The sequence below is a fragment of the Paenarthrobacter sp. NPDC057981 genome (assembly GCF_042886835.1).
Lineage (GTDB): Bacteria > Actinomycetota > Actinomycetes > Actinomycetales > Micrococcaceae > Arthrobacter.
In genome coordinates, this window is the sequence record NZ_JBHVQI010000002.1 from 25,766 (window position 1) to 38,401 (window position 12,636).

The following is a 12,636-nucleotide window of genomic DNA, read 5'->3' on the forward strand; positions in this document are numbered from 1 at the left end:
TCACCGTGGCCTCAGCGGCGGTGAGCCCCTTCGGCCCTTGCCCGCGCCGATTCCCTCCAGCATTTCCGCCAAGGACTCCAGCGAGGAGTGCTTGGGAGACCAACCGAGCAAGCTGTGCGCCCGCGCGCAATCCATGATCGGCGCGTTGGCCGCCATGTCCACCCAGCCGCCGTCGGTCACCTGAAGGCGCAAACGCCACGAGACCTCGACGACGGCGCGGAGCACCGGAAGCGGGAACGGCAGCAGTCGCCTGGCCTTGAAGATCCAGGCCAGCGCGTTGGGGTCGATAACGGGCTCGGCTGCGATGTTGAAGGCGCCTTCGGCCCTGTGCTGCAGCACCTTCCAATAGGCGTCGGCGGCGTCGGCGGTGTGCACGGCTTGGAACACCAGCTCCTTGGGAAGGGCCAGCACCGGAAGCCACGGTTTGCGCGGTACCAGGCGGGGCAGGACCCGGCCGAGGAAATAGCGCCCCACCTCGCTTCCACCGCCCGAGCTGAACATCAGGGCCGGACGGAGCCGGGCCACCACGATGTCCGGATTCTCTGTAGCGAACCGGTCCAGGAGCCGTTCCTGTTCCGCTTTGTCCGCACTGTAATGCGAGCTCTTGATCCCACCGGTCGGCCAGCCCTCCTTGGTCCGCTGGTCCTTGGGCGCAGGCGAGTAGGCGCCAACCGAGGACGCACATACAAACTGCCGCACTCCGGCTTTGCGGGCGGCCGCCAGGACATTCGCCGTTCCCTCCACGTTGGTGCGGTGCAGCAGTTCCCGGTTGTGGTTGGGCTGGATGAGCCATGCCAAGTGCACTACGGCGTCGGCTCCGGCAAGGGCTGCTTCCAGGGCGGGCTGGTCCGTTGCGGCTCCGATGTCCAGCATGTGCCACTCGACACCGTGATAGGGCGCGGCGTCGGGGTCCGGCTCGCGGCGCACGACGCCCACCAGTTCCAGGTCCGCGCCCTCCTCGGAGCGCGCCCGCTGGAGGCGTTTGAGCAGTTCTGTGCCGCCGTGCCCGGTGGCTCCAATGATCGCGATGCGCATGAGGTCTCTCCTCAGTCCTGCGGGGTCTCGCCGCTTGAACGGATGCGTTCCAGTACCGCGGTGGTGGAATGCTCGGGAACGTAGTCAAGGATGGTCACGGTGCCGCCATAGAGCTCGACCGCTTCGGTTTCCTGGAGCATCTCCGGCGTGTAGTCCCCGCCCTTGGCGTAGACATCGGGCTGCAGGAGCTCGATAAGCGGTATCGGCGTGGGGGTGTCGAAGATGGTCACGTGGTCGACGCAGCTCAGGGCGGCGATGACGGCGGCGCGGTCGGCTTCGTGGTTTACCGGGCGGTCCGGGCCTTTGAGTTGCCGTACCGACGAGTCGCTGTTGAGGGCAACCACCAGGACGTCCCCCAGTTGCTTGGCCTGGTTCAGGTAGCGGGTGTGGCCACGGTGCAGCACGTCGAAGCACCCGTTGGTCAGCACGATCCTGCGCCCTTCGCTGCGATGCTCCTGGATGTGCCTGGCCAGTTCCGTGTCCGTCAGTGCGGTATCGGCGAATCCGCGCAGGTGCGTGGCCAGTTCCTCGGTGGTGCACACGGAGGTGCCCGGCCTGTGGACTACGACGTCGGCGGCGGCCTGCGCCAGATCCACGCTGGTGGTCAGCGGCAAGCCTGCCGCCCGGGCAAGGGTCAGTGCGGCAACGAAAGTGTCTCCGGCCCCCGAAGCCTGCTTCTCGGCCTGCGGCCGCGCCCAGGTCCTGTGGGTCGCTGCCTGCGGTGACGTGCCCTGCGGCCGGATGGTCAGCGTCCCCTCCCGGTCCAAGGTCACGACGACGGCGGCCGCACCTGAGGCGTTGAGGAGATGGTCCGCGTGTGCCTCCACGAAGGGGCATCGGGCAGCACCGCCCGGGAAGTCCGTGCCCATCAGTCTGGCTGCTTCCTGTGCGTTGGGCGTTGCCAGATCCGGTTGGAGTGCGGCCCAGCGGCCGGGGTTGTGCGCGTCCACCACCACCAGCGTGTCCTGGCGGGACGCCGGTGTGCTGCCGTCATCGCCCGGGCCCAAACGGTCCAGAATCGCGCTCCGGACCGGGCCTTCCAACGCTCCTGCGCCGTAATCACACAGGACCACGGCAGCGGAACCGCGCAAGGCTTCAGACAGCGTTGCCGCCATGTCCGAAAGGCCTTCCGGTGGTACCTCCGGGGCTGCATCGTCCAGGCGCAGCATTACTTGGCCGCCGCTGCTGACCCGGAACTTGGTGGTGGTGCTCATGTCAGGATGTGAAATGACGTGGGAAACGTCCACACCTGCCGCTTCCAGTGCTTCTTTCAACGTTTTCGCGGCCTCGTCTTCACCCGTCAACGAGACAAAGCGGACGTCCGCCCCCAGGGCCGCAAGGTTCATCGCCGTGTTGGCGGCACCGCCGGGGGCAAAATCCCGGCGTTGGACCTGGACTACGGGCGCGGGGGCTTCGCGGCAGAAGCGGTCGATGGTTCCGTCCCACCAGCCGTCCAGGATGGAATCGCCGATGACCGTCACAACAGGTCGTTCCTCGGCCAAGCGGCCGGGAAGCCAGTCGGCGAGACCTTCTTGATTGGATAGGCGTGCCATGGGGTACCTTCCGGTTGGGCAACAATTCCTGTTCCCCTCAGGTACCCCGCGGCTGGTGCTTCACACGCCGCGAAGGAGAGTTTCGGCAGGGTTTCGACAGTGGCCCTGCAACAGACGAACAGCACGCACCGAGAGGACAGCATCCATGGACAATCCGCTGGTGGACCTGACATCAGGCATAGGACCTGTGCTGGAGAAATTCAGCGCCGTACAGCGGATCGCGGTGCTCAGGGGTGGTGGCTTGGGCGATCTGATCTACACCTACCCGGCTTTGAACGCGCTGAAGATCGCCTACCCCCAGGCCACAATCACGTTGCTGGGCACTCCGGTTCACGCCGCACTGGCGGCGGCCACGGACGGTCCGGTGGACGACGTCGAACTTCTCCCGGTGGCGCGTGGCGTGCATGACGGTCCCCGCAACGGCGAGCGCTTCGAAGATGACGCGGAAGATGTGGCGGCTCAGGAGGTCTTCTTTGAGGGCATGCGGGCCAGACAGTTCGATATTGCCGTCCAAATGCATGGCGGCGGCCGGTACTCCAACCCTTTCCTGCTCCGCCTTGGGGCACGGCACACAGTGGGAACCCGCACCAGGGACGCCGTGCCGTTGGAGCGGAACCTGGACTACGTCTACTACCAGAACGAGCCCGACCGCTGGCTGGAAGTCGCTGGCCTGGCTGGAGCTCCCACCATCATCCTCCCTCCCTTGCTCCCCAAGCCCGAGCACCAACAGAGCATCAAGGGGTTGAAGGACCCTGACCGCTCGTCGCTGGTGGTTGTCCACCCGGGTGCCACCGATCCGCGAAGGCGGTGGCCGGCGTCGTACTTTGCCGAAGCTGCGGCGGGCATAGCCGCCGAAGGGGCGCAGGTGCTGATTGTCGGGGACAGGTCCGAGAAGGCTTTGGCCCAGGAAGTGGCGGAGCTTGCCGGCCGCCACCTACCGGAGGGACAGCGCCAGGCCGTGCGGTCCGTCGCGGGTGAACTCGAAATCGGCGAGCTGGCCGCTCTCCTGGCCGAGGCCACGGTGATGCTGGCCAGCGACAGCGGTCCCCGGCATTTGGCGCAGGCCATGGGTACTCCCACCGTCGGGATCTTCTGGGTGGGAAACGTGTTCAACGCAGGCCCACGCGGCCGCGGCTTTCACCGCATCCACATGTCCTGGCTGACCCGTTGCCCTCGCTGCGGTGCGGACGTGACCCAGGTTGGCTGGACCGCTCCGCACTGCGGCCACGACGACACCCTCATCAAGGGCATCGCCGTGGCCGATGTTGTTCAGGACGTGCTGGACCTTACGGCCACGAGCCTTCTTCTGCGGGGGTGATGAGGAGTTCGCGGACCTCGCTGCCGAACGGCTGTGAGAGGGCGAACACCACGGCCTGCGCCACATTGGCGGGATCGTTGAGCTTGGAATCGTCCTGCGGCTTGTACTGTTCGTCGCGGTCGTCGAAGAAGTGGGTCTTCATTCCGCCCGGGATGATCGTGGTGACGCCAATGACCCCGCCCGTTTCCGCGGCCAGGGCACGGCTGAAGCCGATCACGCCGAACTTGGAGGCGCAGTAGGCCGTGGCGTCAGGGAGTGCCCGGAGCCCCAGTGTGGAGGCGATGGTGATGGCCCGGCCACGGGATCCCTTCAGGTACGGCAGGGCCGCACGAATGGTGGAAACGGTGCCCAGGAGGTTCACTCCGATGACCTTTTCCCATTCCTCTGCCGCGACATCGCCCAGCTTCCCGCAACGGTCGATGCCCGCAGCGGTCACTACCCCGTCCAGGCCGCCAAGGCTTTCCGCGGCTTCCTTCACTGCCGCTTCCACAGCCTCACGGTTGGAGACATCCACTTCCAGGGCTTTGGCGCCCGAGACGTTGCTGACGTCCCGGTCGAAAACGAACGGTGTGCCACCGGCGTCGCGGATGGCCTCCACGATCGCAGCGCCCAAGCCGGACCCGCCTCCGGTGACGATGACGCGTCCAGGTGTTTGCGTGTTCATGCGGTTCCTTTCGTTGATTCCAACAAGGTTCAGCTGACTTTGGCCAGTGCTGCTGCCAGGCCGCTGGTGGAGCGTGCCGGGTGGAAGGGCACTGTGACGCAGTGCCCTCCCCACGCCGCAAGGACGCGGGCCTCCGGCAATTCTTCGGGGGCGTAGTCGCCGCCTTTGACCCAGATGTCGGGCCTTATTTGGGTGAGGCAGGCTTCGGGAGTGTCCTCGCCAAAAACCACGACGGCGTCGACGCATTCGAGGGCAAGCAACAACTCTGCGCGGTCTTCCACACTGACAATCGGTCGATGCGCGCCCTTGAGCCGGCGGACGGATTGGTCCGAGTTCAGGCACACAATCAGGCAATCGCCCATGCTGCGCGCCGCTGCCAGTGTCCGTGCGTGGCCCGCGTGAAGGAGGTCGAAACATCCTCCTGTGGCGACCACTGTCCCTCCGGACTCGCGGACGGAGCGGGCAAGTCGGACGCCGTCGGGGTGAAGGTCTGCGGTGTCCACCAGTTCCAGGCCTTTAAGTTCGACGACGGGACTTACTTCGGACGGGTCCGCCGCGTCCCCCGGGTCCGCGCCGGCCAGTGCGGCGGCTCCCCCCGCGGCCAGGAACGCAGACGCGTCCTCCACAGCCCGGGCAGCGGCCTGCGCAAGGTCAAAGCCTGTGGCGAGGTGGACGGCGAGGCTGCCTGCCAGGCGGTCACCTGCCCCGCAGGGATCGCTCACGTTGGTGGTGGGCGCGGGGATGCTCTCGGCTGAGCCGTCCGAACACAACAGCAGCGCACCGTCCTCGCCCCTGGTGACCAGCACGGACGAACTCCCCCACTTATCCAATAAATACCGTCCGGCTTCTTCAGCGCCGCCGCGGGACCCAGCTGCCTTCGCGGTAGCGGTGGCTTCGGCGAGGTTGGGGGTCACTACGGACACTCCTGCAACGGGGTCGGAACCGGAAGGGTGCGGATCCCACACAACGGGGATGCGCCGGGCCGCGTCCGTGAGGGCTCCCCGGATGTCGGTGTTGGCGGTGATCCCCCGGCCGTAGTCCGCCACCACAATGGCGTCCGCCGAAGCGATGGCTGCGAGCATCTCTCCTGTACTGGACGGGACCGGGGCAGGGTCGCACCCTTGATCGAAGCGGACCATCGGATGGGTCCCGATCCGTACACGCGTCTTGGTTGGTGTTGGAGCCTGCGGCGTTCCGGCGAGTACCGACACCCCTGCCAGTGCGCGCCTGAGGTGGCTTGCGCCGTCGTCGTCCGATACCGCGGTGACCAGCGAGACGTCGTGGCCGTCCCGCGCCAGTACGGTGGCGACCAGCCCGGCGCCGCCTGCCCGACGCCGGACATCACCGACGTCGACCACCGGCACGGGCGCGTCGGGGCTGAGCCGGGTGGCGGTCCCGTTGATGTCGACGTCCAGGAGAAGGTCGCCAACTACCGTGATCCTCATGGCTGACCGCCCCCAAACAACCCCGGTCCCCTGTCGGTGCGCCTTGCAACCTCTGCATCAAAAGCGCGGCACACAGCGTGGATGGCGATCAAATGGCCTTCCTGGGCGTTGGCCGCGATGGCTTCGACGGTTATGGCTTGATCGCAGGCTTCGGACAGCGGGTTGGGGCCGGCGCCTGTCAGGGCCCAGGTGACGACGCCGCGTTCCTTCGCAGCCCGGACAGCGTTGAGCAGGTTGGGGCTGCGCCCGCTGGTGGAGAGCAACATGAGCACGTCGCCAGCCCGGCCATGCGCCCTGACTTGGCGGGCGAAGACCTCGTCGTAGCCATAGTCGTTGGACAACGCCGTGACCGCGGAAGACTCCGAGTGCAATGAGATGGCCGAAAACGGGGCGCGTTCTTCGTCAAAACGGCCCACGAGTTCAGCCGTCAGGTGCTGCGCCTCGGCAGCCGAGCCACCGTTGCCTGCCGCGAGCAGACGCTGCCCGGCCAGCAGTCTGGTGGCGAGCTCGGTCCCCCAAGCAGACAACATGTGTGATTGCGAGCGCAGGGAATCAAGCGCCGGCAGGACGTTGTCCAGATGAGTGGTGACGGCGTCGTTGTGGGTGGGGCCTGATCCCCAACGCACCGGCAGGGTATCCGGAATGAGGCCCGGCAGGGTGGTTTCGGTGGTCACGCGGCCTTGAATAGTCACAGCGCCGTTCCTTCCAATGGTTCCAAACCTTCGTCGGCCTGCCGGGACAATCCGGCGGCAAGAACGGACCTGTACGCTTTCTCGGTGTCAGCTGCGATGCGTTCCCAGGAGTAGCGTGAGCGTGCCCGGCGGGAACCGGCCCGGCCCATGTCCGCGCGGAATTCCGGGTCTGCCAGCAGTTTCTGCAGCGCTTCGGCAAGGGCTTCCGGATCGCGGGGTGGGACGTGGAGCCCCGTCTTCTGGTCCACTACGGTTTCCCGCAGTCCACCTACCGCCGCAGCCACCACGGGCACACCACACGCCATCGCTTCAAGCGGGACGATGCCGAAAGGCTCATACCAGGGCGTGCAGACCACGGCGTCAGCGCTGCGGAAAATCGCGGGCATGGCATCACGCGGGACTTGTCCACGCATGGTCACCCTGTCCTCAACGCCGAGCTCCTTGGACAAGGACCTGAGCCGTTGGGCTTCGGGATCTTCTTCCAGGTTGAGCGCGTCACCGGAACCGCCGACAATCAGCAGCTCCACGTCGTCGAAGCCGGCCTTGGTCAGAAGCGGCAGTGCCCGGATGATCAGGTCCACGCCCTTGCGTTGCACCAGGCGCCCCACGCTGAGTATCCGATGCGTGCGGGACTTGGGCTCGGCGTCGGCCGTTCCCGGGAAGAGGTCGAGGTCCACACCGCAGGGCGCTATGGAGATTTTCGACCTGCTGATGCCCAGGGCCTTGAGTTCGAACACCTCATCCGGGCAGGTCGCGATGACCCAGTCCGCGGTGCGGCCGACCCATGGTTCCAGCCACTCGCGGGCAGGAGGGCTGGTGTCCGCGGCGCCTTGGTGCCTGCGCTTGACCGATCCCAGGGCGTGGAAGGTCTGGACCACGGGCACGGGGTTGGCGGCGCCGGCCCTGCGCGAGGCCTGGATGGCTGCGAGGCCGGACATCCAGAAGTGTGCGTGGACCACGTCCGGCAGTTGACCGGCCCAGTCCGCGCAGATTCCGTCCGCCAGCTCACCCATGTACGGCAGAAGCTCATCCTTGGGGACCCTTCGGGCCGGACCCGCGTCCACATGGACCACAGTGAGCCCTGGACCAACCTTGACCCTGGCCGGCAGGTCGGGGTCGTCGCGCCGCGTGTACACAGTGACCTGGTGGCCACGGTCTGCCAGCGAGGAGGACAGTGCGGCAACGTGGACGTTCTGCCCTCCGGCGTCAACGCCTCCCAATGCAGCCAGTGGACTGGCGTGTTCGGAAACCATGGAGATCTTCATGGGTGTGCCCTCTCAGTGTCATGGTTTGCTGGAGAATGGCCGGCAGAAACCCGGGTGGCTGGAAGCTCGGCCAGCAGCTCATCCCAGGCCCGGAGAAACTTGTCCAGCCCGTACCGTTCCAGCGCGGCCTCCCGCGCCACCATGCCCATGGCAAAGGCGTCATCGGGATCGTCCAGCAGGCGCTTGGCGAACTTCTGGAGGTCGTCGACGTCGTTGGACACCAAACCTGCGCCGTGCGGTATGGCTCGGGTTGCCTCGGTGGTGGCCAGGGCCAGTACGGGCATGCCAAGGTGCATGGCTTCCAGCAAAGCCAGCCCCAGCGAGGTCCACCGCAGGGGGTGCAGGTAGAGCCGGCAACGGGCCAATTGCTGGTGAAGTTGCGGGGCAGGCACATCACCGGCGATGCGGAGCCTTTCATCGCTGAGGCCCAAGCCCCTCAGGTTCAGGGCTTGCGGCAGCGCTTCCGTTCCCATGCCGAACACCCGCAACGGCCCCACCCCGGCGAATCCGGGCAGCAGGTCCGTCCCCGTGACCCGGCCACGCCGAACGGGTTCGTTGACCACCACGCCCATCTCTTCGTGTTCACCCGTGTAAAGCCGACCGGGGTCCGGGATGCCGTGTTCAATGACCGTTGTGCCCGCCGAGCCAGTGTCCCAAAAAAGCTGGTTGAAATGGGTCACGTGGACCACGGGAATGGAGCTTTGGTCCGCCATGGGGTGCAGCGTGAAGGGAACGTCGCCTTTGGGGGTGTTGTGTTCGAGGTAGACGGCCGGCAGGTCGACACCGGGCCGCCGTCCGAGGGCCCGGGCAACTGCCGCGATCTCCTCGGGCCTTTGGAGCACCACTGCGTCGACGCTGTCGGGGCCCAGGGTGTCCAGGTCCACTTCCTGCGCCGCGGCAGGCCAGTCACGGCCACCGCGCCCCAAACCCCAGGCACCGCCGTCGGGCGTTTTCGGGAGCAAGTACTCATGCCGGCCGCGGACGAAGGCCTCCATCCACCCGCCGTGCACGTGCCACACCAGAATCCTCATGGTTTCCACACCTTTCGTCGGGTAGCCAGGGAGGAAACGCCTCCGAGGAGCCTTTCGACCGCTTCCACCACCTGTTCCGGGGTTACCGAACTCAGGCAGGGATGGCCGGGGACGGGGCAAACGCGTGCCCGGGAGTTTTTGCAGGGCGCTTCCTGATCGCCGAGCAGTTCCAGGGGGACCCCGTACGGAGCCCAGCGGATGGCCGGGACGACGGGTGCGAACAGACACACCACGGGCGTGCCTACCGCTGCCGCGAGGTGGGCGGGTCCGGTATTGCCGGTAACTACGACGGCGGCCCCGGCCAGTACCGCTGCCAGCGTCCGAAGGTCCGTGCCACCGCCGAGGTTCCGGGCGGAGGGGCCGGCGACCGTGGCCGTGAGGGACGCTTCGCTGGGTCCGCCCGTGACCACAACCCGATGCCCGTAGGCTTCCAGCAGTTCCACAGCCGCGGCGTGGTGGAGGGCGGGCCATGCCCTGGCCGGCACCGCGGCGCCCGGGTGGACCACGATGTACGGTCCCTCTTCGGCGAGTTCATCGGCCAGGCCATCAGGGTCCTGGCCAGGGGTGACGCGCAGTTTTCCGTCGTCACCGTTTGGCAGGACGTAGCCGCCGGCCTCAGCAATGGTGAGGGCACGCACCGCTTCCGGTTGGTCTTCGGGAAAGTCCTCGCCCGGTTTGAGGCGGACGTCCAGGAGCGAGCCCGCGTAATCCGTTGATGCCCCCGTGATCTTCCGGACGCCGGCCAGCCGCAGGAGCAGCGCCAGCGGGAGCGGGGATTGGTGGAAGGACGTGAGGATCACGGCCTCCTCGATGCGGGAACTCCGGACGAAGTTGATCAGTCCGTTGGTCATTTCCTCCGTGACCTGTGGGGCAGGATTCACTATCCACGGGGAGGCCCAGGTGTGCACCTGGGTCACCCCGGGCAGCATCTCCGCGGCGGCTGCCCCTTCGGGGCCGCACAGGAGAACGACGTCGTTGGGGCGGCTTCCGTCGGGCCGGTTTCCGTTCGCCACTGCACGCACAGCGGGCCCTGAGAGCAGGACATCTCCCATGCTGTCCAAGCGGGCTACCAGGACGCGGCTCATGCAGGGGCTTCCTGTCCGGCGGTGTCCTTTTCGAGCCCGGTGGTGCCGCCGAGGATGAGCTCCACAGCATGGCTGAGGTCCCGAGCCACTACTTCAGTGGCGTCGATTTCTTCTTGCCTGGTCACAGGTGTGGGCACCAGCACGGCACGGGAGCCGGCCGCCGTCGCAGCCTCCACGTCGGCGCCGATATCGCCCACGAAAGCAGTTTCCTCCGGCGCGATGCCCAACGTTTCGCAGGCGGACAGGATCATTCCGGGAGCGGGCTTGCGGCATTGGCAGCCGTCTGCCGGTCCATGCGGGCAGACTTCCCACACATCGAACGGCCCCAGCAACTGATCCACCCGCCGGTTCACGGATGCCACTTGGTCCAAGGTCAACAGCCCACGCGCCACGCCCGACTGGTTGCTCACCACTCCCGTAGCCAACCCGGCCTCCCGGACTTTCTGCAGCGCCGCAACAGCGCCGTCCATGGGCCGCACCAGCTGCGGATCGCCGTTGTATGGCACGTCAACAACGAGTGTTCCATCGCGGTCAAACAGGACCGCCTTCAACGTTCCGGTTCCTCCCATACCCGCAACGTTCCCCAGTTCTCCGGGCGCTAAACAACGCGGCCGTGAGAAGTTTCATGCCGCTAGACTCTCAGCGGGAGGCCACTATGGACACAGCATTGAACAGCCACGGCGACCAGGATCAACCCCTGTTGCTCGCCCTTCGCGCCCTGAAACTCGGCGATCTTTTGGTCGCAGTTCCAGCGCTGCGCGGCTTGCGGAGGGCGTTTCCGGAGCACCGGATTGTGTACGCGGGGCCGGCGTGGATCGCCGAGGCACTTGAGTTGGTTGGCGGAATCGGCCACCTGCCCACGCCCGGGCTGGACGACCCCCTGACGGTGCCTCACGGTGCCGTGGACGTGGCGGTCAATCTGCACGGAAACGGGCCTGAGAGCCGGCTCCGGATCAAGGAACTGGGCGCCAACCGGGTGATCGCGCATGCTTCCGACGGTCTCGACGGGCCTTCGTGGATCACGGGCGTTCCCGAACGTGAACGGTGGACCCGGCTGCTCAATTGGCACGGAATCGACGCCGATCCCCTGGACTACCGCCTCAACCGCCCGGCGGTTTCCTCGCCGCGTCCCGGAGCTACCGTGATCCATGTGGGTGCCGCCTACGGCAGCAGGTTGTGGCCCGTGGAACGGTTCGCGGACGTTGCTGTCCAGCTCGCGGCTGCCGGCCACGACATCGTCCTCACCGGGGGCACCTCGGAGCGCGCCCGGGCCGAGGAGACTGCCGCCCTCGCGAAACTCAAGGGAACAAACCTCGACGACGGCGTGCTGGCCGGGCGGCAAAGCCTCGCCGGATTCGCGGCAACCATCGCGGAAGCCCGGCTGGTCATTTCTGCCGATACGGGCGCGGCGCATCTGGCCTCCGCGTATGAGCGCCCGTCCGTGGTCTTGTTCGGTCCTGCACCCGCGGAAGAGTGGGGACCGCCGCCCGGACCGCACGTGGTGCTGACCGCCGTCGAACTCCGCCGCGGTGATGTGTTTTCAGCCGAACCCGACCCGGCGCTGATGGCCGTTACCGTCCACGATGTCCTGGAAGCCGTGGAGCAGCTCGGCTGCTAGCTGGTTTTTACGGGCGGGTTCTTACGGAGCTGTCCCGTCCTGCTGGCGTGCTTCATCGTCCAGCAGCTGGGTTTGGAGCGAGACCAGGATCTTGGAGAGTTTCCGCGAGACCTGCATCTGGGAGACACCCAGGGCCTCGGCGATGGTGGACTGCGTCTCTTCCCGGTAATAGCGCCGGTACAGCAGGTGACGGTCCTCGGCGCTCAGCCCGCGGATGGCGTTCCTCAGGGCCAGCACATCCTCAAGACGGTCCGTGGGGCAGCCGAAGGCGGACAGGGAGCCTTGCAGTCCGTCACGGCCCTCCCCTGCCGGGGCGTCCAGGGAATCGGGGCGTTTGCTGGTGGCCGCCATGAGGGCTTCGCGGACTTGCCCTGGTTCCAGGCTCAGATCCTCTGCCACCTCTTCCGGCGACGGCGTCCGCTGCAGGGCCTGGGTCAACTCCTCCGTCCGGGCCAGTACTTGGCGTCGAACGTCCTGGATGGTCCGGGGCGGCCGTACCACCCAGCAATGGTCACGAAGATAGCGCTTGACTTCCCCGGCGATGGTTGGCGCGGCATAGGCCGGGAAACTGACTCCCCGTGCCTCGTCGTAGCCGCGCGAGGCCTTGATGAGGCCCATGTACGCAACCTGCCTGACGTCGTCGAGGTCGTGGGTGTGGGCGGAATATCTCGCCGCAATCGACTTGGCGAGGTTGAGATGGTCCAGGACGAGGCCGTCCTGGAAGCTCTGTCTGATGCTGCCCTCCGGCGCGCGGGGCGGCGCGGCGTGGATGGTGAGGGGTCGGGTTTGACGCATGGGCTCAATCCTTAACCGGATGGTGAGGGTGAGCCCACGGCAAGACTCCTTAAAAAGAGAAGCACACTTACTATTAGCTTTCAACGGTCTTCGGAGTTAGTCTCGAAGAGAAGCCATAACCATGGATCGGAGTTC

General features: G+C 66.6%; 12 protein-coding genes. 2 read left to right on the forward strand and 10 right to left on the reverse strand.

Annotation, left to right across the window (positions count from 1 at the left end):
- Entirely contained in the window at positions 1–1,035 is a 1,035-nt protein-coding gene (locus ACFVSI_RS03215) for an NAD-dependent epimerase/dehydratase family protein (protein ID WP_387819771.1), read from the reverse strand.
- Positions 1,036–1,046: 11 nt separating this feature from the next.
- Positions 1,047–2,588 carry a D-glycero-beta-D-manno-heptose 1-phosphate adenylyltransferase gene (gene rfaE2 / locus ACFVSI_RS03220; RefSeq protein WP_387819773.1) on the reverse strand — a complete coding sequence of 514 codons (1,542 nt, stop codon included), beginning with the start codon at positions 2,586–2,588 and terminating at the stop codon, positions 1,047–1,049.
- 145 nt (positions 2,589–2,733) lie between these two features.
- On the opposite strand from rfaE2, the gene ACFVSI_RS03225 reads away from it, so the two are divergent.
- Complete coding sequence (locus ACFVSI_RS03225; protein WP_387819774.1) at positions 2,734–3,906, forward strand: glycosyltransferase family 9 protein; 1,173 nt, start codon at positions 2,734–2,736, stop codon at positions 3,904–3,906.
- Here ACFVSI_RS03225 and ACFVSI_RS03230 read toward each other — a convergent pair.
- From ACFVSI_RS03230 to ACFVSI_RS03260, 7 genes are read right to left on the reverse strand one after another with little or no spacing between them, the layout of a single operon-like run.
- Positions 3,875–4,570, reverse strand: a complete 696-nt coding sequence (locus ACFVSI_RS03230) for an SDR family oxidoreductase (RefSeq protein ID WP_144660030.1) — start codon at positions 4,568–4,570, stop codon at positions 3,875–3,877. The two genes, ACFVSI_RS03225 and ACFVSI_RS03230, sit on opposite strands and share 32 nt — an antisense overlap.
- A 29-nt stretch (positions 4,571–4,599) precedes the next feature.
- A complete protein-coding gene (locus tag ACFVSI_RS03235) occupies positions 4,600–6,015 on the reverse strand; it encodes a PfkB family carbohydrate kinase (RefSeq protein ID WP_387819777.1) in 1,416 nt (471 codons plus the stop codon).
- Complete coding sequence (locus ACFVSI_RS03240; RefSeq protein WP_387819779.1) at positions 6,012–6,707, reverse strand: SIS domain-containing protein; 696 nt, start codon at positions 6,705–6,707, stop codon at positions 6,012–6,014. Before ACFVSI_RS03240 ends, ACFVSI_RS03235 begins: the two co-directional genes overlap by 4 nt.
- A complete protein-coding gene (locus tag ACFVSI_RS03245) occupies positions 6,704–7,972 on the reverse strand; it encodes a glycosyltransferase (RefSeq protein WP_387819781.1) in 1,269 nt (422 codons plus the stop codon). The genes ACFVSI_RS03240 and ACFVSI_RS03245 overlap by 4 nt, the downstream gene beginning before the upstream one ends.
- Entirely contained in the window at positions 7,969–9,003 is a 1,035-nt protein-coding gene (locus tag ACFVSI_RS03250; RefSeq protein WP_387819783.1) for a glycosyltransferase, read from the reverse strand. Before ACFVSI_RS03250 ends, ACFVSI_RS03245 begins: the two co-directional genes overlap by 4 nt.
- Positions 9,000–10,088, reverse strand: a complete 1,089-nt coding sequence (locus ACFVSI_RS03255) for a glycosyltransferase family 9 protein (RefSeq protein ID WP_387819785.1) — start codon at positions 10,086–10,088, stop codon at positions 9,000–9,002. The genes ACFVSI_RS03250 and ACFVSI_RS03255 overlap by 4 nt, the downstream gene beginning before the upstream one ends.
- On the reverse strand, positions 10,085–10,657 hold the full coding sequence (locus ACFVSI_RS03260) for a D-glycero-alpha-D-manno-heptose-1,7-bisphosphate 7-phosphatase (RefSeq protein ID WP_387819787.1): 573 nt from the start codon (positions 10,655–10,657) through the stop codon (positions 10,085–10,087). The genes ACFVSI_RS03255 and ACFVSI_RS03260 overlap by 4 nt, the downstream gene beginning before the upstream one ends.
- 86 nt (positions 10,658–10,743) lie before the next feature.
- Here ACFVSI_RS03260 and ACFVSI_RS03265 point away from each other — a divergent pair, with 86 nt between their 5' ends.
- On the forward strand, positions 10,744–11,706 hold the full coding sequence (locus ACFVSI_RS03265) for a glycosyltransferase family 9 protein (RefSeq protein ID WP_387819789.1): 963 nt from the start codon (positions 10,744–10,746) through the stop codon (positions 11,704–11,706).
- Between the two features lie 21 nt (positions 11,707–11,727).
- On the opposite strand, the gene ACFVSI_RS03270 is transcribed toward ACFVSI_RS03265, so the two are convergent.
- Positions 11,728–12,501: a sigma-70 family RNA polymerase sigma factor gene (locus ACFVSI_RS03270; protein WP_387819791.1), complete on the reverse strand. Its 774-nt coding sequence runs from the start codon at positions 12,499–12,501 to the stop codon at positions 11,728–11,730.
- Positions 12,502–12,636 lie beyond the last annotated feature (135 nt).